21 protein-coding genes are annotated in these 22,755 nt (G+C 38.7%); 13 read left to right on the top strand and 8 right to left on the bottom strand.

The genetic code is table 11. The features are described from left to right. Positions 1–151 precede the first annotated feature (151 nt). The 6 genes from HLV59_RS18830 (at position 152) to HLV59_RS12370 (ending at position 7,244) form a co-directional block, all read left to right on the top strand. On the top strand, positions 152–1,618 hold the full coding sequence (locus HLV59_RS18830) for a TolC family protein (protein ID WP_062849202.1): 1,467 nt from the start codon (positions 152–154) through the stop codon (positions 1,616–1,618). Beyond that, a complete protein-coding gene (locus HLV59_RS12390) occupies positions 1,615–3,756 on the top strand; it encodes a type I secretion system permease/ATPase (protein ID WP_057105266.1) in 2,142 nt (713 codons plus the stop codon). Before HLV59_RS18830 ends, HLV59_RS12390 begins: the two co-directional genes overlap by 4 nt. Continuing rightward, positions 3,753–4,949 (top strand): HlyD family type I secretion periplasmic adaptor subunit, encoded by a 1,197-nt coding sequence (locus tag HLV59_RS12385; RefSeq protein ID WP_057105265.1) that lies wholly within the window; start codon positions 3,753–3,755, stop codon positions 4,947–4,949. The genes HLV59_RS12390 and HLV59_RS12385 overlap by 4 nt, the downstream gene beginning before the upstream one ends. A 93-nt stretch (positions 4,950–5,042) precedes the next feature. Continuing rightward, positions 5,043–5,642 (top strand): IMPACT family protein, encoded by a 600-nt coding sequence (locus HLV59_RS12380; RefSeq protein WP_031947863.1) that lies wholly within the window; start codon positions 5,043–5,045, stop codon positions 5,640–5,642. Further along, a complete protein-coding gene (locus HLV59_RS12375) occupies positions 5,635–6,246 on the top strand; it encodes a DapH/DapD/GlmU-related protein (RefSeq protein WP_216606719.1) in 612 nt (203 codons plus the stop codon). The genes HLV59_RS12380 and HLV59_RS12375 overlap by 8 nt, the downstream gene beginning before the upstream one ends. 155 nt (positions 6,247–6,401) lie before the next feature. Next, positions 6,402–7,244, top strand: coding sequence for a universal stress protein (locus HLV59_RS12370; RefSeq protein ID WP_002115820.1), 843 nt, complete (start codon positions 6,402–6,404; stop codon positions 7,242–7,244). 116 nt (positions 7,245–7,360) lie between these two features. Here HLV59_RS12370 and HLV59_RS12365 read toward each other — a convergent pair whose 3' ends face one another. From HLV59_RS12365 to mutS, 5 genes are all read right to left on the bottom strand, one after another. Next, entirely contained in the window at positions 7,361–8,029 is a 669-nt protein-coding gene (locus HLV59_RS12365; RefSeq protein ID WP_016144769.1) for an O-methyltransferase, read from the bottom strand. Between the two features lie 139 nt (positions 8,030–8,168). Continuing rightward, a complete protein-coding gene (locus tag HLV59_RS12360; protein WP_005802595.1) occupies positions 8,169–8,891 on the bottom strand; it encodes a D-Ala-D-Ala carboxypeptidase family metallohydrolase in 723 nt (240 codons plus the stop codon). Positions 8,892–9,021: 130 nt separating this feature from the next. Next, positions 9,022–9,345 carry a ferredoxin FdxA gene (gene fdxA, locus HLV59_RS12355; RefSeq protein ID WP_003650851.1) on the bottom strand — a complete coding sequence of 108 codons (324 nt, stop codon included), beginning with the start codon at positions 9,343–9,345 and terminating at the stop codon, positions 9,022–9,024. A 342-nt stretch (positions 9,346–9,687) separates the two neighbouring features. Next, a complete protein-coding gene (locus HLV59_RS12350; protein ID WP_087089300.1) occupies positions 9,688–10,218 on the bottom strand; it encodes a GNAT family N-acetyltransferase in 531 nt (176 codons plus the stop codon). 61 nt (positions 10,219–10,279) lie between these two features. Then, positions 10,280–12,919, bottom strand: a complete 2,640-nt coding sequence (gene mutS, locus HLV59_RS12345; RefSeq protein WP_171430073.1) for a DNA mismatch repair protein MutS — start codon at positions 12,917–12,919, stop codon at positions 10,280–10,282. A gap of 354 nt (positions 12,920–13,273) precedes the next feature. Here mutS and HLV59_RS12340 point away from each other — a divergent pair, with 354 nt between their 5' ends. The 3 genes from HLV59_RS12340 (at position 13,274) to HLV59_RS12330 (ending at position 15,835) form a co-directional block, all read left to right on the top strand. Then, positions 13,274–13,900, top strand: a complete 627-nt coding sequence (locus HLV59_RS12340; protein ID WP_171430072.1) for a hypothetical protein — start codon at positions 13,274–13,276, stop codon at positions 13,898–13,900. Between the two features lie 712 nt (positions 13,901–14,612). Continuing rightward, positions 14,613–15,164, top strand: coding sequence for a TetR/AcrR family transcriptional regulator (locus HLV59_RS12335; protein ID WP_005303810.1), 552 nt, complete (start codon positions 14,613–14,615; stop codon positions 15,162–15,164). Between the two features lie 200 nt (positions 15,165–15,364). Then, positions 15,365–15,835, top strand: a complete 471-nt coding sequence (locus tag HLV59_RS12330; protein ID WP_171430071.1) for a hypothetical protein — start codon at positions 15,365–15,367, stop codon at positions 15,833–15,835. A 160-nt stretch (positions 15,836–15,995) separates the two neighbouring features. Here HLV59_RS12330 and HLV59_RS12325 read toward each other — a convergent pair whose 3' ends face one another. After that, entirely contained in the window at positions 15,996–16,397 is a 402-nt protein-coding gene (locus tag HLV59_RS12325) for a winged helix-turn-helix transcriptional regulator (protein WP_005303814.1), read from the bottom strand. Positions 16,398–16,636: 239 nt separating this feature from the next. Between HLV59_RS12325 and HLV59_RS12320 the strand changes: the two genes are divergently transcribed. From HLV59_RS12320 to HLV59_RS12310, 3 genes are all read left to right on the top strand, one after another. Continuing rightward, positions 16,637–17,701 carry a catalase family peroxidase gene (locus HLV59_RS12320; RefSeq protein ID WP_005303815.1) on the top strand — a complete coding sequence of 355 codons (1,065 nt, stop codon included), beginning with the start codon at positions 16,637–16,639 and terminating at the stop codon, positions 17,699–17,701. A 12-nt stretch (positions 17,702–17,713) separates the two neighbouring features. Further along, positions 17,714–18,310: a cytochrome b gene (locus HLV59_RS12315; protein ID WP_081174557.1), complete on the top strand. Its 597-nt coding sequence runs from the start codon at positions 17,714–17,716 to the stop codon at positions 18,308–18,310. A gap of 346 nt (positions 18,311–18,656) precedes the next feature. Next, positions 18,657–19,961, top strand: coding sequence for an MFS transporter (locus tag HLV59_RS12310; protein WP_171430070.1), 1,305 nt, complete (start codon positions 18,657–18,659; stop codon positions 19,959–19,961). Positions 19,962–20,045: 84 nt separating this feature from the next. Here HLV59_RS12310 and HLV59_RS12305 read toward each other — a convergent pair whose 3' ends face one another. Next, on the bottom strand, positions 20,046–20,483 hold the full coding sequence (locus HLV59_RS12305; protein WP_171430069.1) for a DUF2147 domain-containing protein: 438 nt from the start codon (positions 20,481–20,483) through the stop codon (positions 20,046–20,048). 510 nt (positions 20,484–20,993) lie between these two features. Between HLV59_RS12305 and HLV59_RS12300 the strand changes: the two genes are divergently transcribed. Continuing rightward, the gene (locus tag HLV59_RS12300) at positions 20,994–21,464 is read left to right on the top strand and encodes a Csu type fimbrial protein (protein ID WP_171430068.1); all 471 of its coding nucleotides are present in this window, start codon (positions 20,994–20,996) and stop codon (positions 21,462–21,464) included. A 122-nt stretch (positions 21,465–21,586) separates the two neighbouring features. On the opposite strand, the gene HLV59_RS12295 is transcribed toward HLV59_RS12300, so the two are convergent. Next, positions 21,587–22,615 carry a MerR family transcriptional regulator gene (locus HLV59_RS12295; RefSeq protein WP_171430067.1) on the bottom strand — a complete coding sequence of 343 codons (1,029 nt, stop codon included), beginning with the start codon at positions 22,613–22,615 and terminating at the stop codon, positions 21,587–21,589. Between the last annotated feature and the right edge of the window lie 140 nt (positions 22,616–22,755).

Here is a 22,755-nt window from a genome sequence, read left to right as displayed (position 1 = left end):
TCCTGCATTTATGCTTCTTTATGCAAAAAAATATGTAGAATGTAAAAGCTTTTAAACGATAACAAACAAGATCAACAAGACAAGCATGATTGGATATAACCAGAGAAGAGTAAAAAGGACATGTAAAAAGCCGGCTTTCCTGAAAGGGTTGATGCTTTTAACTACATTGCATGTACCTATGGTGATATATGCTGCTAAACCAAGTGAGCAATATCACACATTGAAAGACAACTTGTCACAACTTTTTACCCCTAAAAGTAGTGATGAATTTAAAGTCGCTAAGATGCAAGAGTTGAGTAATTTTAAGCTAGATCGTTCTAGAGTGCAGGAGTTTCCGACTGTTCAACTCAATGATAGAGCAGCTTCATCTTATTCAAGTTTGCCATCTAGAAAAATGACTCTGCAGGAAGCGGTGAAAATCGCGATCCAACGTAACCCTGATATTTCCCAAGCCATTTCAACGTTAGCTGGCCAAAATGCTGGTATTGATGTTGCGAAGGCGGGTTATTATCCACAAATTTCAGGTGGTATTACCACAGGTGATTTGGGTAGTGGCGAGCGTGGTCGGCAGTTATTGACTTTAAACGCAACTCAAATGCTCTATGATTTTGGTAAAGTGAAATCTGGCGTATCGGTGGAGAAAGCCAAGCTGCAAGTCGAGCAGGCCAATGTACTGGTCAGTATCGATGATATTGCACTTGATGTCGCACAGTCGATTATCAATATTCAGCGCTATCTTCAATTAAATAAAATTGCCGAACAGCAAATTGCAGGTATTCAGCGAATTCAGGAAATCGCTAATTTACGTGCAAACGCAGGTATTAGTAGCCAAGCCGATCCAATTCAAGCCCAATCTTATTTGCAAGCTGCTCAGTCTGGTTTGATTGCTCAACAATCATTGTTACGACAATATCAGCAACACTTAAGAACATTATTGGGTGGCGATGTTTCTCGAACAGGTTGGATTATTTCAGATGATTTAGTGAAAGTTTCTGATTTATATGGCGAACCTGAGTTCAATACCATTCCAAAAATGATCGCTGCACAAGCGGGCATTGAGGTTGCTAAAGCCCAAAAAGAGCAGACACGTTTAACACGTTATCCAACGTTGGCAGTTAAAGGCTCTTTAAGTCAGGCGATTAATGGCAAAAATCCAAATAATGATGAAGATGACGGCCTATATAGTTCGGTCATGCTTGAAGCCACCAGTCAGTTTTATCAAGGTGGAGCAGTTTCTTCTCAGGTAAAAATGGCAAGTTATGCAGAAGAAGCCGCTAAGTCTAAAGTGAATTCTGTCTATCTAGATGTGCTTGATCAGATTAGAACCAGCCGTGAGCAAATTGAAAATAAACAACGCCAAATGCAGGTTTTAGCCAACCGCCAAGCAACTACGGTTCGTACACGAGAGCTTTATCAAGAGCAGTACAAACTCGGGACCCGTTCATTGGTCGATTTATTGAATGCCGAACAGGCCATTCATAGTGCTAACTCAGAACTCGAAACTGCACGTTATGATATCTACAGCAGTATTGTTCAGTACATTGCAGCAACAGGACGTTCTCGCCAAGCTTATGACTTAAATAATATTTCAATTCAGGGGTTCGAAGTACAACCATGATGACAAAAATAAACTACCAGCCCTGGTTACAGGCGGTCTTAACGATTGCTAAACATTATAGAATTGAGCCTTCAGAAGAAAGAATTCGTTTACAACTTGACTGGAACCAAAATCAAAACCTAGACGATATTTTACAGCTCATTACACGTCAGGTCGGACTCAATTTACGTAAAGTACCTTTTTCTTTAGAGTTGCTTAACCCATGGCGTTTACCTGTCATGGTTGAGTTCAATGATGGACAGATCGGTGTCATTGATAAGGCCGATACACAAGGAAATGTCAGTATCCAGTTTAGTGGAGATCATGGCCTTTCCCAAAATTTAAGCTTAGATGTCTTAAAAACAACAATTAAGAATGTCTATATCCTGCGTCCTGAAACCTCTATTCCCGATGCACGTATTGACGAATATATCAAGCCATATGAAGCAAGCTGGTTCTGGTCAATTGTTCTAAGAGACTGGAAGCGCTACGTTGATATTATGTTTGCTTCGCTTATTGCCAATGTACTGGCGCTAGCGACCATTATTTTCTCAATGCAAGTCTATGACCGTGTTGTACCTTCACAGTCTATCCCGACTTTATGGGTGTTGGCTGGTGGTGTACTGATTGCTGCCATTTTCGAGTTCACCTTACGTATATCACGAGTGTATTTGTCCGATATTATTGGTAAACGTGCCGACTTGCGTGTTTCTGACCGTGTATTTGGTCATGCATTACGCATCAAAAATAAAGACCGTTCAAAATCTACAGGTAGTTTTATTTCCCAGATTCGTGAACTCGAAGGTGTTCGCGAGTTGGTGACATCAACCACCATTAGTGCGATTGCCGATTTCCCATTCTTTTTCCTGTTCCTGATCATTTTTGCGATTATTGGCGGAAATTTATTTTGGGTGATGTTGCTGGTTGTGCCGCTCATGATTTTGCCGGGTATTTTAGTACAGAAGAAGCTGGCACAACTTGCACAAGAGGGTATGAGAGAATCTTCAATCCGTAATGCAATTCTTGTTGAAGCGGTGCAGGGTATTGAAGACATCAAGTTATTACGTGCTGAGTCACGCTTCCAGAACCAGTGGAACCACATGAATGAAGTTTCAGCCGATATCGGGATGAGACAGCGTAAAATTGTCGGTACCTTAATGGCTTGGACTCAAATGCTGCAAGGTTTAACTTATGCAATTGTGGTTTTGGTTGGATGTTTTGCTGTGATGGAAGGTGAAATGACTACGGGTGCTTTAGTGGCCTGTTCTATTTTATCTTCACGCATGTTAGCGCCGATTGCTCAGATTACAGGTGTTTTAGGTCGTTTACAGCAAGCGAAAGTTGCAAAACAAAGCCTAGATGAGCTCATGCAGCGTCCGATCGATCAGGCGGACCGTTCGCATTTGGTACACAAGGCAGTTTTAAATGGCGACTATGAACTAAAAAATGTCTTGTTCCAATATGGAGAAGAAGACCCGAAACCAAGTCTGGCCATTCGTCATTTAAAAATTCGTGCTGGTGAAAAAATTGCAATATTGGGGCGTAACGGTGCGGGTAAATCGACGCTGCTTCAGCTTCTATCTGGTATGCAAGTTCCAACTCAGGGTGCAGTACATTTAGATGGTCTCGATCTTTCATTAATTGATCCGTCTGATGTACGTCGTGATATGGGCTTACTCAACCAGAATGCGCATCTTTTCTACGGTACGATTCGTGAAAACCTCACTTTGGGCGCACCGCTTGCAACGGATGAAGAGATTCTTCGTGCATTAGTGGTAACGGGTGCATTACCTTTTGTTCAAGAGAAAAAAGAAGGGCTTGATCACCTGATTTTAGAAGGTGGTGTTGGTTTCTCTGGTGGTCAGAAACAAGCATTGTTACTGGCTCGTTTGTTGATTCGTCAACCTAACATTTTATTGTTAGACGAACCGACAGCAGCCATTGATGACGTGGCAGAGAAACAACTGATTGATCATTTAAAAGGTTGGCTGGCACATCGTACTTTGGTCGTTGCGACCCACCGCCGCGCTGTATTAGAACTGGTGGACCGAATTATTGTCGTGAATGAAGGCAAAATCGTGATGGACGGTCCAAGAGATCAGGTCCTCAATCAATCAACAGCCCAACAAAAACAAGTGAGCCAAGGGGGTAATTCATGAGCGAACCACAACAAGAACAACAACTCACCCGTTCAATGAATGTATCTTATAGTGAGCCACCCTTACCACGTGCCAGTTTAGTGATCTGGATTGTGGGCATTGGCTTAGTTATTTTCTTTATCTGGGCGTGGGTATTTAAACTTGAAGAAGTTTCGACCGGTACAGGTAAAGTCATTCCATCATCTAAAGAGCAGGTCATTCAGTCTTTAGAAGGCGGTATCTTAACCAAGCTGAATGTACAAGAAGGTGACATTGTTCAAAAAGGCGAAATTCTTGCTCAGCTTGATCCAACCCGTTTTGCATCCAATGTTGGTGAATCAAGATCTTTACTGATCTCGGCTCAAGCAACAGCAGCGCGTTTACGTGCGGAAGTAAATGGTACACCTTTGGTTTTTCCTGAAATTGTGATGAAAGAACCAAAGCTGGTACATGAAGAAACAGCGCTATATCGGTCTCGTCGTGCAGATTTAGAACAGACCATTGCTGGCTTAAAACAAGCGTTACAACTGGTACAACAAGAATTGGCGATGACTGAACCTTTAGTTGCTAAAGGTGCAGCAAGTGAGGTCGAGGTTTTACGTTTACGTCGTGAAGCCAATGACCTTAGAAACAAAATGAATGATGCGCAGAACCAGTATTATGTTAAGGCTCGTGAAGAGTTATCAAAAGCCAATACTGATATTGAAACGCAACAACAAGTTGTACTGGGTCGTACCGACAGTTTAGATCGTGCAGTGTTCAGAGCACCGGTACGTGGTGTTGTAAAAGAAATTGCAGTCACTACCCATGGTGGTGTGATTCCGCAAAATGGTAAATTGATGACGATTGTACCGATTGACGAACAGCTGCTTATTGAAGCGCGTATTTTGCCGCGTGACATTGCTTTTATTCGTCCGGGCCAAGAAGCATTGGTTAAGATCACAGCCTATGACTATTCAATTTATGGTGGTTTAAAAGGTAAGGTTACGGTTATTTCACCAGACACGATTCGTGATGAAGTGAAACAAGACCAATTCTATTATCGTGTTTATATCCGCACTGATTCCGACAAACTTTACAATAAAGAAGGTAAAGCATTTGGTATTACACCGGGTATGGTGGCAACAGTAGATATTCGTACTGGTCAAAAAACGGTACTCGATTACTTGCTTAAACCATTTAATAAAGCCAAAGAAGCGTTACGAGAAAGATAATAAAAAAGCCCCGAGAGATTCGGGGCTTTTTTATAGGTTTGATTCTATTAAATTCACGTTATAATTTGATTTTTATTATGCTTTATTTAATTCATGGCTTTTACGATTGCATCACAGATTACATTTGAAGAAGAAATTAAAAAAAGTAGATTTCAGGCGATTGCTGCGCCAGTAGAAAATGAACAGCAAGTTAAAGAATTTTTAGAACATAATAAGGATATCTCGACCACTCACCAATGTTGGGCGTGGAAAATTGGGCATAACGTACGTTTTAACGATGATGGTGAACCGTCAGGAACAGCAGGCCGTCCAATCTTGGCGACTATTGAAGGGAATGACCTGACCAATATTATTGTAATGGTTAACCGCTGGTATGGTGGTATAAAACTGGGAACAGGTGGTCTTGTTAGAGCATACGGTGGCTGTGCTGGACAATGTTTATTGTTGGCTGAACGTATTGAACTGATTGCCAAGAAAACGATTTACTTTTCTTGTCATTTTAATGAGTGGGCGATATTCCAATATGAGCTTACTCAACAACAAATTGAATATCAGGAAAGCTACACTGCTACGGGTGTAGATATCGAAGCAAGGCTACAAATACATCAAATTGAACCGCTCGCCTTAAAACTTAGAGACGTAACACGTGGTCGTGAAGAATTAAAAATTGAAGAGGAATTAACAGATGACTGATTCCTTATTGAAATATCGTGAGCAACATAAGCACCGCTTAAACTATATGCCATGGTTATATTGGAGTTTAAAACCTAAAAACCGTGCTTGGGCTGAAGAGTGGCAAAAAGAATATCAAGCTTATTTAATGGATATGGAAACTGTTGAGATTGGTGAAAATTGTTTTATTTCACCACTAGCACATATTTTTGCTGAACCAGGTCGCAAAATTATTATTGGGGATAATAGTTTTATTGCGGCTGATTGCACCTTGCATGGACCGCTGGAAATCGGTAACGAAGTCGCGATTAACCATCATTGTATTTTAGATGGTGGACGAGCTGGCATAAAATTGCATGACCAAGTCCGTATTGCAGCATATTGCCACTTATATGCATTTGATCATGGGATGCAGTTAGACCGTCCACTTTACCAACAGCCTGTTAACTCCAAAGGAATTGAAATTGAGCAGGATGTTTGGTTGGGCGCTCATGTGGGCATCAAAGACGGTATAAAAATCGGTAAACATGCTGTGGTCGGGATGAATAGTATGGTGACCAAAGATGTTGAGCCGTACCATATTGTTGGCGGAAATCCCGCAAAATTTATTCGTTTAAGGGAATAATGCAGTCTTAAGAATGTAATAAAATGTTTGATCTTTAAACAAAAAAGTTGGTTTTTATACATAAACCTTAACATACCAATTTTTATCTATGTTAAGTTAAAGCTAAGTTTTAATAATAATCTCCAAGGCAATAGACCTGAAGAAGAGAGGCTAACATGAACCGTGTTATTGCGTGTATTGACTCATCACCGTGTATTAATGCTATTGCTGATGCAGCAGCATGGGTTGCTAAAGCAACCGGACGGGAACTTGTATTACTACAAATTCTGGACTATTACCCAGCCAGTTATCATCTTGGTGAAATTAGTGGGGTAATCGGTTTTGAAAGCAATGCAATGTTACTAAAAGAGTTAGCTGAGCTAGAGCAAAAACAAAGTGAACTTGCGTTAGACTATAGTAATAATTTACTCCGTCATATTTCTGATCTTATTCAAGAAAAACATGGAATTACCAGTTCAAAAATCCAAGAAAAAGGCGATTTTCTAGAACAAAGTTTTAATCTCTTACACGAAAATGACATTGTGATTTTAGGTCGAGTCGGGGAGCGAGCCGCCGAAAAACATAAACCAATTGGTAGTAATGTCGAAAACTTTATTCGTGGGGCTAACTGTACAGTTTTGACAATTGGTGAAAACTTTAAAGTCCCAACCCGTTTTATCTTTGCTTATGAATACTCGCCAACTTGTCAAAAAATGATGCGCCGTATTGCTCAAAGTGACTTATTGCGAACACTGCAATGTCATTTGGTTTATGTAGGTGATCATCCAGAAATATTAAATGAACCTGAGCATTACCTTAAACAAGCGGGCCTCGATGTTGTCACCGTTTACCGTTATGGTGATGTCGCGCAGAATATTCTAGAGTACCAACAAGAGCACGGCATTCAAATTATTGTGTTAGGGGCATTTAGCCATAGCAAAATTCACCAGTTCTTCTTGGGAAGTATTGCGACAACCATATTCCGAAACGCGACTGTACCTTTACTTGTGGCTAAATAATAAGATTTGCATATAGTTATCCGCAAATCTTGTGGATAACTATATGGAAAAGCAATAGTAATAAAAGTAATTAATTGATTATAAATAATAAAATAAAAAAGATGATTTTTTAACCATTATTTCACAATTGCAATTGCGAAGCCATCATGACCTTTTGAGCCAACCGTTTGTAGGGCTGTACAAGACAGAATTTGTGGATGGTTTTCTAAGGCTTTAAACATTTCACGGATGCCTTCAATACTCGGTTTTTTATTGTCAGGATTTAAAATATCACCTGCACGAATAACATTGTCGAGCACGATAATCGTACCTGATCTTGAAAATTTCAGGCTCAATTCTAAATATTCCGGATAACCCTGTTTATCGGCATCAATGAAAATAAAATCAAAAGGCTCGATAGATTCAGGATCAATTGCAGATAGGATATCTGCGGCACGACCAGCTCGAAGATCAACTTTTACAGGAAGATTGGCATGGTCGATATTTTTTTGAGCCATTTCTGCATGAGTAGCACGGCCTTCTATTGTGAGTAAATAACCATCTTCAGGTAAAGCACGGCCTAACCAGATGGTACTGTATGCAGCAAAGGTTCCAATTTCTAAGACTCGTTTGCATTTATTCATTTGAATAAGCATCTGCAAGAACATACCTTGATTAGGCGCCACTGCAAGATGATTTGAAAAGCCGTGTTCGTCGGTATTCTTTAATGCATATTCGAGTCGCGGGTCTTCGGGAATTAAATGTGAATCGATATATTGGTCAATGTCTGTCCACATCTGCTGCATAATCAAATTTACCTATATGTTGATCGGGCTATTTTAAACGTTTATGCATAGAGTGCAAAAATCTTCGGTTGAAGAAATTTTGGTTGATTGGGAAATGAACAATAAAAAAACTCCTTTCAGTTGAAAGGAGTTTTTTAAATTAGAAATTACACATCGAACTGTTTCGGGTGAGGTCAGGTCCCCAAGTGCGATAGCCTTGAGTATCGATATGAATCTGCCCTGAACTATATAAGCCAATACCCATATTTAAGCTTTGACCATGCTGAGCCCAGAACTGACAAAGTTTAAACTTGGTATTTTCGATAAATGCATAATCTTGAGCTTGTGGGAACTCAGGACCAATACGGAAATCGATTGCCGAGTTAAATAAATGTTTAGATGAGCTTGCGCCGCCTGCACATTCATTTAAAGGTAAGTCGCGGTAAACTGAGGTCACTTCAAAGTCGGTGAGAACTTTTGCTGCAACTAAATATTTAAATACGCGTAGGGTAGATAAAGAATTTCCCCATAGTTCGCGATTAGGCACGGCATATTCAGAGCGTCCACATTTTTGCCAATCACGTGCTGAGCGTAATAACTCAAAACTTGGCACAATGCCTGCGACGTTGTTTCGGGTTAAGAATTTTTCGTATTCACGAACACGTTGGTAATTTTCACCAGAACTTAACCAGCTTCGATATGAGGCAGGCTCAACTTTAGGAGGAATTGGGCGCTCAATAATAACGCGCTCTTGTGGAATAAAGATTCGTTTACCACTTGGAGAGGTTTTGCCTGTTGTTGTGTGTTGGGGAGAGCTGACACAACCTACCATAACCGCTGGGATTATGCATAAGGGCACCAGACTCTGCAAAAACTTCCGCATAAGAAAAATTAAGCACTTATAAATATTGCGGCTATTTTAATGCAAAACAGTGCACAAATTACGAGGAATTTGCAATGAAATGTTTGAATAGGGTATAAAAAAGATCAGCGGTTGCTGATCTTTTTTGAAATTACTTTTCAAGATATTGTAATTTATCAGGTTTGCCGTTCCATTCTTCACGGTCAGCTGGCTGGTCACCAATTTGAGTAATGTTAGGCCATTTTTGAGAAAGGTCAGCATTTAATTCAATAAATACTTCTTGACCTTCTGGTAACTCATCTTCAGAGAAAATTGCATTTGCCGGGCACTCTGGTTCACATAATGCACAGTCAATACATTCATCCGGATTAATCACTAGGAAATTCGGACCTTCGTAAAAACAGTCTACAGGACAAACTTCTACGCAATCTTGGTATTTACATTTAATACAATTTTCAGTGACAACAAAGGTCATGGCGACAGCTACCTAAAAAATATGGTTTCATTTCGAATAGCTTATTTTAGGCAAAAAAGGGGTAAACAAACAATTGCTTTTATTGATATTCTTTATTCATGCATATGAAGATAAGTTAATACGTTGATAATCAAACAGTTCTTCCAACCTTGTGAAGTGCTAATCTGTAAAATTAAAATAATAATATATTTTATAAAACAATAGCTTAAAAAATATTTGATTTAATTGTTTAGATGTCATTTAAGTCAAGGCACCTATTTTAATAAATGCCTTAACTTTTCATTTTTTCTTTTACAAGTTTTGATTTTCTGTTTTTTACTAAAAAAACTTAAATTTTTAAAGCTAAACGTTACACAGTAAATGGATATCTTCGGGTTCGAGCTGCCAAAGTTGTTGATCTGGAGCACTTAATGGTTGCGCGCCATGTTTCATATAGAAGTCTACAGTGCGGCGACTTGGAGTTGCTGAAATATACAGTTGTTTTGCGCCGAGTTGTTTGGCGGATGCTTTTGCGGCTTGCATAAGTTTGGCGCCAATGCCTTGACCTTGCTGATCGGCATCAACATAAAAATAGTGGAGTAATTTAGCTTGAGGATAGTCAGCTATCCCTTGGTTTGATACCACACTCACGCCAACGAGTTTTTCTGTAGCATCAAATGCGCCGACAAATATTGAACCTTGTGCAAAGAGTTGTTTGAGCTTAGGTGGGTCATTTTCTAGATGATATGAATCCCAATGTTGCACATCAAAAAAACAATCCACTAATTCAAGCTGTTGCTGGTTTTGAATATACATTTGAGTGATTAATTCACGGCGGCTAATCTGCTGCCAAATAAGATCGATTTCTGAATTTTGTAAAGATCTTAAGATCATATAAATATTATTCTCCGATATGAATAAGCAGACCTAAGCCTGCTTATTCGGAAGTGCTTTATTAAGATTTGAGGGCAGCTTTCAGCTCATAGAGTTGTTCAAGTGCCTGACGAGGCGATAAGTTATCGACTTCAATTTGCTTAAGTAAATCTAGAGCAGGGGATGAAACTTCGATCTCAACTACTTTCTCTATGATTTGTGAACCAGCGTTTGCATCTGGTGGAGCAAACAAATCATTTTGAAAGCTGGTTTGTAGATGTTGCTGCTGCTGTTTTTCTAAAATGCGCAAACGCTTCTGCGCTTCTTTAATGACATTCGCAGGAATGCCTGCTAATTTTGCAACTTGTAAACCATGACTTTGACTCGCAGGGCCTTGCTGAACCTTATGCAATAAAATCAAGTTGCCGTTAAGCTCTTGCGCCGTAACATGGTAGTTATCAATTCCTGCTTCACTACCCAGTTCAGTCAACTCAAAATAATGAGTGGCAAATAAACATAAACATTTGACGCGTTTTGTTAAATCAACCACGCATGCCCATGCTAAAGATAAACCGTCGTAGGTACTGGTTCCGCGGCCCACCTCATCCATTAAAACCAGCGATTGATTGGTCGCATGGTGCAGAATTTGCGAAGTTTCAGTCATCTCAACCATAAAGGTAGATTTACCTGTAGATAAATCATCGGCTGAACCAATACGGGTAAAAATTCGGTCAATTGGACCAAGTTTGACGGCCTTAGCTGGAACATAACTACCGCAATAAGCAAGTAAACTGATTAATGCCGTTTGACGCATGAAGGTTGATTTACCGCCCATGTTTGGACCGGTAATAATGGCCATACGGTGCTGAGCATCAAGGAAAGTATCATTTGGGGTAAATGGGGCTTTATTTAATGCTTCAACGACAGGATGACGACCTGCCTGAATTTTAATGCCCGTTTCCGGGGTAAATTCAGGACGCGCCCAATTGTTTAGACGCGCTTGATGAGCAAAGTTTGCAATCACATCAATTTGAGCAATTGCTGAACTCATCATTTGTAGATGAGCAATATTTTCACGAAGATTTTCAAGTAAAGCTTCGAATAATGCTTTTTCACGCGAGAGTGCACGTGACTCGCTCGACAGGACTTTATCTTCAAAACTCTTTAGCTCAGGAGTAATGTAGCGTTCAGCATTTTTTAAAGTTTGACGACGAATATAGTCGGCTGGTGCTTGTTCTGCTTGAGCACGAGTGAGTTCGATGTAGTAACCACTTACACGGTTATAACCGATTTTAAGGGTATTAATGCCTGTACGTTCACGCTCTTTAATTTCTAAATCAATTAAGAATTGACCTGCATGATCACGAATTTGACGTAATTCGTCGAGTTCAGCATCATAACCTTCTGCAATTACATTGCCATCACGAAGTAATACAGGAGGATTTTCAACAATCGCTACCATTAAGTGTTGATGAAGTGCTTTAAAATCTCCAAGTTCTTGATCAAGTTGAACTAATAGCTTAGATTTCTTTGCCTGAATGACTGGAGTTAACGCCGTTCTTAGAGCTGGAATTTGTGCACATGCATGACGAAGCTGCACCAAATCACGTGGTCGCGCACTGCCTAATGCAACACGGCTAAGCACACGTTCAATATCACCAATTTCTTTAAGTACTAAACGAACTGGGTTTTCGTGATATCCCTGAATGAGTTGCTCAATCGCATCTAAACGCGCATCAAGCAATGCAGTATCACGCACAGGTTGCATCAGCGTGCGGCTGAGTAAACGGCCACCCATTGCAGTTTGGCAGTCATTTACCAGTTGGAATAATGACGTTCCATGTTCAAATAATGGTTCAATAATTTCTAAGTTGCGACGTGTAATTGGGTCGAGCGCAATAAAGTCAGTGCTTTGTTCAAGCTGAATTGAACGAATATGCGGTAATGCAGTTTTTTGTGTTTCTTTTGCATAGTGAATAAGTGCAGCGGCAGCAGCTTTGGCTAAAGGCAGTGGGTCTAAACCAAAACCTGAAAGTGTTGATACCGTAAACTGATCACATAAAGTCTTTTGTGCATTATTTAGGTTGAAATCTACATTCGGACGTTTAGTGATAGGGCAATCTAAGTGCTTTTTAATTTGTTCAATAATATTGGTGTCGACCAAGTCTTCATCAATCAAAATTTCACTTGGCATTAAACGCGCAAGTTCAATAGGTAATTGTTCTGGTTTGTAATCTTGTTGTTGAACTTTAAAAATGCCCGCGCTCAAGTCGAGTAAAGCAAAACCAATCTGGTTTTGATGAATGCATAAAGAAACGAGATTAGATGATTGATAACTGCTGAGTAATGCATCATCAGTTAATGTACCAGGAGTCAGAATACGAACAACTTTACGTTCAACAGGGCCTTTACCTGTTACTTCTCCAACTTGCTCGCAAATGGCGACAGTGCGCCCAGCTTTAACAAGACGCGCCAAATAACCTTCGGCTGAATGATAGGGAACACCCGCCATTGGAATAGGTCGGCCACTGGCTTTGCCACGATGGGTTAAGGTAATGCCTAAAAGTTTGGCTGCTAAATGAGCATCTTCAAAGAAGAGTTCATAAAAGTCACCCATACGGTAGAACAGCAACGCATGTTGATAGTCCGTTTTAACTTTGAGATATTGCTGCATCATAGGTGTATGAGAAGATAAGTCAGCCATGATTTCAGCGCTATTCATGCGTATTAAACCCTTAAAAAATCAATAATATTTTACGTTTGGTCATCTAACCAATTTCAAGTCTTTTAAAAATGGATGTTATTCAAGAAAAGAACACAACTGGATGAACTTTGAAAATTGGCATCCCTAGTATAAAGCGAATCGGAGTCACTCCAGAGGGGTAATGGTAACAAATTTGAGTGATTGAAAAAAAGAGCAATGAAGTATCGGAATATAAGACTAATAATTAGTCATTAGAAACGGGGGCTTCTGTACAAAATAATATAAAAACAGCAAGTATTACTTACTCAAGTATTATTTTAATTCGATTGATATTTATACAATATAGTTGCAAGGTCACAAGGATATGAACTGATGAAGTTTCTAAAGTTTCTCACTTTTAGCACGATTCTTACGTTATCCGCACATAGCTATGCGACAGTTGGTGGTGGACAAAAGATTGAAGTATTGGGTTATCAGGCAAAAGAGAAAAAACTTTATGTATTAAGACATTATGAAGATGGTCGAGGACGTCTACCACAACTATATTATTATCTGTTAAATAGTAGAGCGCCTGATAAACTTATTGAAGTTAAATCTCTATATATCAATCCTAAAACTCATAAAATTGATTATGATCAAGATAGTACGGGGTTTAATAAGGCTCTAAATAAAATTAAAAAGAATTTAACCCCTTTGATCGTAAGTAAGAGTAAGACTGTAAAAATTCAAACCTTAAAAACTCATCAGAAACAAATATCGGCTTGGTTTGATCCTTCGGGAAAGATCACCCAATATAAAACAGAGTATGTTGTAAAATCACCGTCTTTACAGAGTAAGACCCATAGCGCGGTTCATTACACCAAAGCAATAAAAATTTCCCAAAATTATAGTGTGCCTAAACAAAATAAAAGGTTGGTTGTCGTTAAATATCTGGGGGTTCCAGAAGAAACTGGTTACGATATTGAAGATCCGGTTTTACTGCTACCTATGAAAAAATAAGTTTAACAGTAAATAATTTTGTTGATTCAAATCGGCAATATACACAACACCTGTGTATATTCCGATCAAAAAACTATTTCCATTAGGCTGTTTTATTTTCTCGTTTATAAACTGCAATTTAACAATAACTTATTCATTATTTAGCCTTACTTTTTTAATGATCTATTTTAAAACAAATGTCATTTTGTGTGCTTGACTGCAATAAATGTGAAGCTTATCCTTTGCCTGCTGGCCACATTGCCAGTCGGTTTTAGCAGACCGAGATGAAAGATCGCATCAGAGTTATTCCGTCTGAGGGATAGTCTTATGCGTAAACTCCTCGTTCCCTCCCGTAGCGGTAGGACGGGAGAGGGACACCCTCGGGTGTGCTGGTTATATCTTTCACCAGTCTGCTAACCCTTTCTCGTTCTGCCACCATAATTTTAATTTCTGGCAGAACTCCCAATAAAAAGGAGTTGGCTTTGCACATCCGTTATTTCTTGGCAGCCCTTGCCATAAGCTATCACGACACAGCTTAAACGTTTAAAGCAGTTTGATTGCCCTAGGGTTTTCAAGCTTTAAATCGTCACGACCAAAAAACTTACTCAACAATAAAACTTGAGATGTGCCAAGCACAGTCTTTATGGCTTTGCTGTGCCTTTTTTTCTCCCAGAAAGGGCACAGGTTTTTTATCTCATTTATATACAACAAAAATTTTTATAACGGTAAAACTATGCCAAAGTTAGTTCTCTCAACACGTGCTATTCAAGTTATTAATACGTCAATTGATTTATTTCAGCATCACGGCTTTCATACGGTTGGGGTCGACAGAATTGTGAAAGAGTCAAAAATTACCAAAGCGACTTTTTATAACTTCTTTCATTCAAAAGAGCGGTTTATTGAAATCTGTTTGATCGTACAAAAAGAACGTTTAAAAGAAAAAGTGGTTTCAATTGTTGAGTACGACCAAGGCCCAAGCGTGAAGGAAAAACTTAAGAAACTTTATCTTTTACATACCGATTTAGAGGGACTGTACTATTTATTGTTTAAAGCTATGTTTGAAACAAAACTGACCTATCCAAGAGCCTATCAAACCGCGGTGAGATATAGAACGTGGCTCATTAATGAAATCTATAGTCAGCTTAGAGCAATCAAAAGGGACGCGACTTTTCAGGACGCCAAACTATTTTTATATATGATTGAAGGCGCAATTATTCAGCTTTTAAGCACAGGCCAGACAGATGAGAGGGAGAAAGTGATAGATCTTTATACAATTTATGTCTAACAGAGACTAATAAATCTTTATTCTTTGTGGTCTATTAGCCATTAATTTTTATCCCTGCGGACGGTTTGGGTAACAGATTGTAAAAGGTTCCTATTAATTACTTAATAACTCAAATCCCTTACATTCTGTAATGATTAATTCATCATACTTCCTTAAAAGGCAAAAGATATAAGAATGCCTATAATAAAAGGGAAATAGGGATGACAAAATTTATAGCTATCGCCGAAAAGGTTTACGAAGAATGCGAGAAAAAGAATTTATTTTCTGAAAGCACTATTGAGCAACTCAATAACTTAGTAAGGGCGATAAGAAAAGAGCTAAAGGGTTCTTCATGTAAACTAAAAAGTAATTACTTTGATTTCGAAGCGTGTTTAAACAAACCGCCCGATCAGTGCTTAGTTAAGCTAGATATCAGTTTAATGCCCAAATATAAAAATAAGCTTGAATACATCATGTGGTTAGCGGGCTTTATTGAAAGAATTACAGTTGGAGGCAGACCAAAGCTTCCACCACTCGCTAGCTTGATCCCTGCTGAATATCAAGCCAAACAAGAAGTTAAAGTAGATCTAGAAGAAGAAAGAAGAAGGTCAGAAGAAAGCGCCAATATGATTAGAAGTTATTTTGATTCTGACGATTATAAAAAAAATGAAAAAAGTTTGGCTACTTCATGATGAGAAACGCTAACTTTTATTTATAAATGAAAAATCTCAAGCAACTGTTTATGAGAACAGTTGCTTGATGATGTTTAAAAAATCTAAAAACTATTATCAGCCTTAAACGATGATGAGGACCCGTAAGTGTAAGAGGTTTTGTAAGTTAGAAACTTTGCTATCAATCATCACTTGTTAAAGAAGTTGCTTTAATATCGTTAAGATTAACCTCCAGCCAATCCGCAAGTGCTGCAACATGTTTAGCGACTTCTTCACCTAATAACGTTAAATCATATTCGACATGGGGTGGGGCAACTGGATAAGAAGTTCTGCGTATAAAACCATCTTTTTCTAAATGCTGGAGAGTCTGAGTAAGCATTTTTTCGCTGACTCCATTTGCTTTACGGCGTAACTCGCTATAACGATGTGTGCCATCACGCAAAGCGATCAGACATATCACTCCCCAGAGACTTGTTACATGAGCAAATACTTCACGGGACTGACAATTATTTTCGCCAGTAAAAAGATCACCTCTTCGGACTCTTTCGGTCAATGTGGGGACTTTTAGGTTTTTCGTTCCCATACTTTCTTTATCTCCACTTACAATGAAACTAAGCTTGATACTAACCCCGAGGTGCGTACCTTATATGGCCCAGAAATAAATATTATATTAAGGCTTATCGCTATATTGGATCCAGAACTTTCGGGATTTTATTTACTCAGCTAATTTTGAACGTGGTTCCATCAATGTAAGTAATACTCTTTTTACATGATCAAACTCTTCTTTATAGATGCAGCCATACAATTTACACAGGATGAAAAATGAATAATTTGAATTTTAAAAGTCTAAAGAAGTATTGGCTGCGATTTGTGGGTATTGCAGTAATCGCAGGCTCTTTAGTATTGGCATTTGCTTGGATTGCAGGTCTATTTGGGCATCGCACCACAAGTAAAACCTTTTTGGGTGACTCATTAAATAACTTTGATCCCGGATATCGACGTGCACACGGTAAGGGTATTTGTTTTGATGGCACTTACCACAGTAATGGTTCTGCAGCGGCACTCTCTAAAGCCACGGTATTTGCCAAGTCTGATATACCAGCAATTGGTCGATTTTCTATTGGAAGTGGTAACCCGCATGCGGCAGATAATTCGACAGCAACAGTAAGTATGGCTTTATTACTTTCCGCAGCTGATCATTCACAATGGCGCATGAAATTAAATAACTTTCCCTATTTCCCTACACGAAATGCTGAAGGTTTTTTAGCGCAGCAAAAAGCATTTAAACCAGTTCCAGCTACTGGCAAACCTGATCCAGCCCTTGTTGAGGCTTTCTTAAAAGAATATCCAGAAGCGCGTAAGTCTATTGAGCAAAAGGCGAAGATGCCATTAACCGGTAGTTTCAGCGGCGCAGAATTTTATGTCGTAAATGCTTTTATATTGCGGGCCGCCAATGGACAAGAACAACCAGTCCGTTGGTCTATGCGTCCTCATTCAAAATTTATTAGTCTGACGAAAGAACAACGTGATCAAGCTGGCCATGATTTCTTATTTAAAGACATCAAAAAACGTTTAGCTGAAGGGCCGCTATATTGGGATTTGGTTTTGCAACTTGCCGAGCCGGGAGACCCAGTGAATGACCCGTCTCAACCTTGGCCAAAAGAACGTAAAGAAGTGATAGCAGGAACATTGGAAGTCAAAAATGTAACTGAACAGGTAAATGGCGTTTGCCGTGACATTAACTTTGACCCAACACTAGTTCCACCAGGAATTGAGTTATCAGATGATCCGGTACTCGCCGCACGAGCAAGCATCTATTCACAATCTTACAATGCTCGCTTACGTGAAATTGGATTTGGTAAAGCAACGGATGCCGTGGGCAAATAGGAGAGATCAGCCATGCAAAACAAATCTAACGATAATGCTCCACGCCATTTTAATTTGACTGCTCGAATTCTACATTGGCTTATGGCAGTAGCGATTTTGGCCATGCTATTTATTGGCGTGGGAATGACAACCTCAATCACTTGGCGTCCATGGTTAATCGATATACATCGTCCTTTAGGAATCGCAATCTTATTATTGGTCATCATAAGATTAATAAACCGACTCTATTTCCCAATTCCACCTTTGCCGCCGACTGTACCACGCTGGCAGGCATTTATTGCCCACGCATCACATTGGCTGCTCTATCTTTTGATGTTTAGTTTGCCATTGCTCGGATGGGCTACGCTATCGGCAGGTAATTGGCCTGTAACTTTATTTCCGGGTTGGGATCTTCCACCTATAGCCCCCACCAACTCTACACTTTACGCTTGGTTCCGTACTCTACACGGAATTTTGGCTTGGTTATTATTTGCTGTTGTTATTGGTCATTTGTCTGCTGCGTTATTACATGCATGGATTTATCGCGATGGCGTATTCTCAAGTATGGTTTTGGGCTCTTCTAAACCATCAAGTAAAGGGTTTTCTGCTGAAAAGGAGAGTGTTGATTAGTTTGGTTGAAGCTTCTTGATTAAGCTCAGGTGGACGAGAGGGAAAAGCTTTTCGATTGTTTTTTAAATCATCTGTTTGAATCTAAAAATAATTTAAATAATAGGATATATGGTTTGCTTGTTTTTTTGTTAGATGAGCAGACCATAGCCCCTGTGCAATAAGTTGAGATCATTACTCAGCTAGAAGCAAATCATCCGTTCTAACTTTTTGTTTATATTATAAAAAAATAATATTTTGACTTTATTGGCATATTATTGCTATTTTATTTTACGTTAATCGTAAATTGATTACGTATTGCATAATTAAAATGAATTAATTTAAAGCATGTCATGGAGAAGGGAATACCATGAAAGAAGTTGCATTAAGTGATTTGATCAATCAGCAGAAAGTTGGACGCTATCAAAAATTTATTCTGATCACCTGTTTATTATTGATGATTATGGATGGCTACGACATCCAGTCTATGGCTTACGCGGCCCCAATGATTATAGAAGAATGGGGCGTTCAAAAATCCATGCTAGGCATTGTGTTTAGCGCCAGCTTATTTGGTTTGTTTGTCGGATCATTTTTATTAAGTTCACTCTCTGATCGTTTTGGCCGCCGTCCCATCTTACTGATCTCAACCTTTATGTTCTCGGTTTTGATGCTGGTGACACCACATGTAGGCAATATTGAGCAATTGACTGCAATCCGCTTTGTTACAGGAATTTTTTTAGGAGGGATCATGCCAAATGTTATGGCTTATAGCTCCGAAATTGTTCCATTCAAATCTCGTATTTTCACCATGATGGTTATTTCTTGTGGCTATACGGTAGGGGCAATGTTGGGTGGCGGAATATCCGCCTTATTAGTTCCTTGGGGAGGTTGGCAGGCGATTTTCTATTTTGGCGGTATTGTTCCTTTAATTATTTTCTTTATCACATACTTTAAGCTGCCAGAATCTTTATATTTTTTGAGTGAAGATAATAAAAATAATCCTAAAATTTTGTTTTGGTTAAAGAAGTTTTATCCCGCATTAACATTTAATTCGGAAATAAAAATCATCAATAATACTGAAGTTGAGGTTAAAAAGTCACCGCTTGAGTTGTTTAAAAATCAGCGTGCGTTTTTTACCTATTCTATCTGGATCATCAGTATTTTAAATATGATCAGTCTATATTTTCTGGCGAACTGGCTACCTACTTTAGCCAAAGAGTCAGGGCTTTCATTAAATCAGGCATTGATGATCGGTTCCACTCTACAATTAGGCGGTACGATTGGTAGTGTGGTGATGGGCCTTAAAATCGATAAGACAGGATTTTATAAAGTATTAATACCTGTTTTTTTGGTTGCAGTGATTAGTGTTGCTTTAATTGGCTATGCTGTTAGCCATATTGTTTTATTATTTATTATCATTTTTATTGCTGGCTTTGCCATTGTTGGTGGACAACCTGCCATTAATGCACTGTCTGCCAGTTATTACCCAGTTTCACTTCGTACTACAGGGGTGGGCTGGAGTATTGGAATTGCCCGTTTGGGTTCGGTCATTGGGCCGCTATTTGGTGGCTACCTTTCCCAATTTCTGGTCATTACCCATTTATTCGTGATTGCTGCAATACCTTCGCTATTTGTTATTATTATGCTAATGGTTCAGGCCAAGTACCGATCATAAAAACTATTGCATACATCATGCACATATTGATTGTAATTATGATCGGTGAGTAGCTACAGAGTTGGTCATAAGCTATTTCATAAATTATTTAACTCGATACCACGTTTGATTTCGACCAATTGCAGAGATACCAATGTATCCACGAGCAGTAAGTTTTTCGCCACTTGGTGAGACAATTACGCTAAAGCGATAGGTCTTGTCTGACTGTGGGTCGAGGATTGATCCTTTGTCATATTTATTTTGACCCACACTTTTTAAATTTTTGACGATGGTTAAACCAATTAAAGACTTGTTTTTATAAGTACCTTCACACATCGTACATTTGTTGGCTTCACTTGGAACGAGTATTTTTTCGATGTTTGCAGAGAGGTTGCCATTTTTATCTTGGCTAAATCTTACCAGCGCCCTAGGTTGATTGGTTGCGTCATCAATGGTTTTCCAAACACTGCCATGGAGTTTGTCCGAAGCAAATGACTGAATCGAATAAAAGCTGAGTAAAAGTATGAATAAATATTTTTTCATATGAATGGTTTCTCGAATTAAAAATAAATGGTTTTAAAGGCTAGAATTATTCATTTTAAATTTAACTTCACAATTTTCTTAGTATTGAATCGATAAGCTAAACAATATGTAAAGTTATAATCTATTTGCCGCAATATTATTTTGATCAGTTTTTTTATGCAATTGCGAGAATGGACAGAATGATTAACCAAGGTTCAAAAGCAGATTATAAATTATTAATAATTTTTAGAAGTGTTGGGATGATTAAAACGCATAGAGTTTGATAAAAAATGACAAAATTTATGCTTAAGAGAAATAAAAAACATCCACTACTTTTTAAATTGGTTAGATTGCGTGTAATTCATCACAAATTACAAAAATAATATGCAAATCATGTGATTAGTATAGATTGACACTGTGCAATATTAAGTCTTATAACTAAACAATCCTGAAACTGTTTCTTTAATAGGAACAGAAAAAACACAATATAAAGATGAATAGTCATTAGAACAAAAAAGATAAGGAGAAGACATGAAAGCCATTCAATACGCCTTATTTTCTCTTATGGGAATCCTGACAATAGATAGCGCAGTTGCTGGAAATGCATCTACATCATTAAGGGTCAGTTTAACCATTGTAGAAACCTGTGAAGTTTCAACGGAGGGAAATTTAGATTTTGGTTCAGTTGTACGTTCTCAACCCGTTGCTGCGGCAAGAACAGATGTATCTGTCCAATGCAGCAAAAATACGCCGTATCAATTGGCTGTAACTTCAGACAATAACTTTGAGCTTAAATCTACTGCCAGCCCAGCATCTGTTGCATATGTACTGTACCAAGATGCGGGCCACACTCAAATTTGGGGAGGGACGGCGGATAAAATACATTCAAGAGTCGCAACAGGGATGAAAGAAAATATTCCTATTCATGGGGTAATTACATCGAGTACCAATGTTCAGGCAACCAAGTATGAAGATTGGGTTCGTGTGAATGTTATATATTAATCGTGAAAAATAAAATAAATATCAAAAACTTAATTTAGAAAAAGAAAACCCGTTTTTAGCGCAGAATAGAGTATTTAAAAAAGCTACACCACATTATGGTGTAGCTAGCTGCTTTGATAGAACTAAGCACCACGCATTAGTGCTGCTACTGCTTTTTCCAAAAATTGTAGAGTCACTGGTTTGAGCCAAGTTCCGTCAGCAAGGCTTTGTTCATTTTGCATTGCTGTACGGATTTTTTCTTGAGTACTTGGGTTTTTGCCAGCATAGCCTTGTAGCATAGAGAGCCATTGTTGTGCCAAACGCTTTGCTCCTTCACTATCTGGTGTGACCTCGGCATCAATCAATTTTTCAATATCGACTAATAATTGAGGCCATTTTTTCATCTCACGAATGTAATTTTCTTTTAGAAAAGCAAACTCATCGTCAGATAAATAACTGGCAAAAATACTCAGCTTACTCTCAGAAAAAGCTTTAAGTAAAAACTCAACCACTTCTGGCGTTACGCCTAATTTTTCCTGAAATTCAGGTTCGGCCGAATTTATGGCATTTAGTTTAACTAACCATTTAGGGTTAGCTCGCGTGTTGTGCTCAAGAGTTTTCATCCACTTTAGAGCTAAGTCTTGAGCTGCTTCACTGTTAGATGGTTCGCCAGCATTAAACAGTGCATTTGCTGACTGAGTTAACTCTTGCCATTCTTGGTGACTTTTACTGCCTGCTTGTAAGAAAGTCAGTTTTTCAAGCTCTTCTTTTGTAAAGTATTTTTCAAACATCACTATAAGCTCCAGTGTTTTTAGCCAATCCTCCAAACCAAGCTCTTCACCACTTATGATCTGAGATTTAAGTTTGCTGAGCTGATTTCGCAAATTCTTTTGCTCTATCAGCCGTTGATCAATTGCTTGAATCTGCTGATCAATAATCGGTAAAAGTGCAAGATTGGGGTCTTCAAGAACCGTATGGATTTCGGCTAACGACATTCCCAGTCCTCGTAATGCTTGAATCTGATGCAAACGAGTAATATCTTTACGGGTGTATAGTCGATAACCAGCATCGGAACGGACCGAAGGCTGAAGTAAACCGATATCGTCATAGTGATGAAGGGCACGGACCGTAAGTCCTGTTTGCTTAGCCAATTCACCAACTTTTAACAGCATCTTTTTAGCTCCTTCTTCCTTAGGCGTGTTTTATGCTAGGGGCTTACGTTACGTGAGGGTCAACTACTTTAAATCATATTTTTTCATTATTTTTGCTTTAGTAAATATTCGAATTTATCTCTTTATTTCAATAATTACCT

The organism is Acinetobacter lactucae (genome assembly GCF_013122135.1).
Taxonomy (GTDB): Bacteria; Pseudomonadota; Gammaproteobacteria; order Pseudomonadales; family Moraxellaceae; genus Acinetobacter; species Acinetobacter lactucae.
The sequence above is the reverse complement of the archived record's forward strand: the minus strand, read 5'-3'. Positions and strand labels throughout refer to the sequence as shown.

Coding starts and splice junctions, on each gene's coding strand:
- HLV59_RS18830 (WP_062849202.1), top strand. CDS start 152: ATGCTTTTAACTACATTGCATGTACCTATGGTGATATATGCTGCTAAA.
- HLV59_RS12390 (WP_057105266.1), top strand. CDS start 1,615: ATGATGACAAAAATAAACTACCAGCCCTGGTTACAGGCGGTCTTAACG.
- HLV59_RS12385 (WP_057105265.1), top strand. CDS start 3,753: ATGAGCGAACCACAACAAGAACAACAACTCACCCGTTCAATGAATGTA.
- HLV59_RS12380 (WP_031947863.1), top strand. CDS start 5,043: ATGGCTTTTACGATTGCATCACAGATTACATTTGAAGAAGAAATTAAA.
- HLV59_RS12375 (WP_216606719.1), top strand. CDS start 5,635: ATGACTGATTCCTTATTGAAATATCGTGAGCAACATAAGCACCGCTTA.
- HLV59_RS12370 (WP_002115820.1), top strand. CDS start 6,402: ATGAACCGTGTTATTGCGTGTATTGACTCATCACCGTGTATTAATGCT.
- HLV59_RS12365 (WP_016144769.1), bottom strand. CDS start 8,029: ATGCAGCAGATGTGGACAGACATTGACCAATATATCGATTCACATTTA.
- HLV59_RS12360 (WP_005802595.1), bottom strand. CDS start 8,891: ATGCGGAAGTTTTTGCAGAGTCTGGTGCCCTTATGCATAATCCCAGCG.
- fdxA (WP_003650851.1), bottom strand. CDS start 9,345: ATGACCTTTGTTGTCACTGAAAATTGTATTAAATGTAAATACCAAGAT.
- HLV59_RS12350 (WP_087089300.1), bottom strand. CDS start 10,218: ATGATCTTAAGATCTTTACAAAATTCAGAAATCGATCTTATTTGGCAG.
- mutS (WP_171430073.1), bottom strand. CDS start 12,919: ATGAATAGCGCTGAAATCATGGCTGACTTATCTTCTCATACACCTATG.
- HLV59_RS12340 (WP_171430072.1), top strand. CDS start 13,274: ATGAAGTTTCTAAAGTTTCTCACTTTTAGCACGATTCTTACGTTATCC.
- HLV59_RS12335 (WP_005303810.1), top strand. CDS start 14,613: ATGCCAAAGTTAGTTCTCTCAACACGTGCTATTCAAGTTATTAATACG.
- HLV59_RS12330 (WP_171430071.1), top strand. CDS start 15,365: ATGACAAAATTTATAGCTATCGCCGAAAAGGTTTACGAAGAATGCGAG.
- HLV59_RS12325 (WP_005303814.1), bottom strand. CDS start 16,397: ATGGGAACGAAAAACCTAAAAGTCCCCACATTGACCGAAAGAGTCCGA.
- HLV59_RS12320 (WP_005303815.1), top strand. CDS start 16,637: ATGAATAATTTGAATTTTAAAAGTCTAAAGAAGTATTGGCTGCGATTT.
- HLV59_RS12315 (WP_081174557.1), top strand. CDS start 17,714: ATGCAAAACAAATCTAACGATAATGCTCCACGCCATTTTAATTTGACT.
- HLV59_RS12310 (WP_171430070.1), top strand. CDS start 18,657: ATGAAAGAAGTTGCATTAAGTGATTTGATCAATCAGCAGAAAGTTGGA.
- HLV59_RS12305 (WP_171430069.1), bottom strand. CDS start 20,483: ATGAAAAAATATTTATTCATACTTTTACTCAGCTTTTATTCGATTCAG.
- HLV59_RS12300 (WP_171430068.1), top strand. CDS start 20,994: ATGAAAGCCATTCAATACGCCTTATTTTCTCTTATGGGAATCCTGACA.
- HLV59_RS12295 (WP_171430067.1), bottom strand. CDS start 22,615: ATGCTGTTAAAAGTTGGTGAATTGGCTAAGCAAACAGGACTTACGGTC.